Here is a 996-nt window from a genome sequence, read left to right on the forward strand (position 1 = left end):
ACATATTCCCGATGGGTTTTATCTTGTTGGAGATAGCGGTAACCCTCAAGATGCCTTTCAGGCGCGTATTATTGCTGCTGTTGAATCGGTGACGCATATTGCACCAAATGATGAAGAAGGCTGCTTGTTAGGCGATAAGGCATCGCAGCACGGTGTAGTGAATTATGACGCTAAACTGCTTGGTCTATGTGCAGGTTTTACATCAGCAAGGTTCACAACGACCACTGAAGTTTATCCTGATAGCGAGAGTGCAACGCGCGAAGAATGTATTGCTGCGCAGGTTGTGGCTGTTGAGGCTGCGTTAGAGTTCGTGTCTGAGCAGATAAATAGCTAACACGAATGATGGCGTATTTCCGCTGGTGCGGGAATACGCTTTCTGCAACATGCGTCTGAGNTTAGATCATGCTTACTTTTGCAATCGCTTTAGTAAACTTGATGTGTCCCAACGATTCCCCCCCATGTCTTGTACGTCAGCATAGAACTGGTCAACAAGAGCCGTAACGGGGAGTTTTGCATGTATTTTTCTACCTTCTTCAAGGCAGATCGCTAAGTCTTTGCGCATCCAATCAATAGCAAACCCATGTTCATATTCGTCAGCAATCATGGTCTTATGACGATTATCCATCTGCCAAGATTGAGCGGCACCTTTAGATATCACGTCGATGACTGACTGAGGGTCGAGTCCTGCTTGTTGTGCAAAGTGAATAGATTCCGATAAGCCTTGAACTAAACCTGCAATAGCGATCTGATTGCACATTTTTGTAAGTTGACCTGCACCAATGTCGCCTAGGCGTTTGCAAGACTTCGCGTAAGTTGCGATGAATTCCTCGGCTTTTTCATAAGCGGCGTCGTCACCTCCACACATAACAGTCAGTTGACCGTTAATCGCACCTTGCTCGCCACCTGAAACGGGCGCGTCTATGAAATCAATACCTAGGTTAAGAGCTTGTTCATGCAATTCGCGGGCGACTTCAGCAGACGCGGTCGTATGGTCGA

1 protein-coding gene and 1 pseudogene are annotated in these 996 nt (G+C 46.9%); one reads left to right on the forward strand and one right to left on the reverse strand.

Annotated elements, in window-relative coordinates:
• A pseudogene (locus A3762_RS27445) lies at positions 1 to 334 on the forward strand (peptidase); the annotation flags it as partial.
• 72 nt (positions 335 to 406) lie between these two features.
• Here A3762_RS27445 and A3762_RS09450 read toward each other — a convergent pair.
• Positions 407 to 996, reverse strand: a 590-nt coding sequence (locus tag A3762_RS09450) for an NAD(P)-dependent oxidoreductase (protein ID WP_068755141.1), incomplete at its 5' end; no start/stop codon positions are given.

The sequence above is a fragment of the Oleiphilus sp. HI0125 genome (assembly GCF_001635355.1).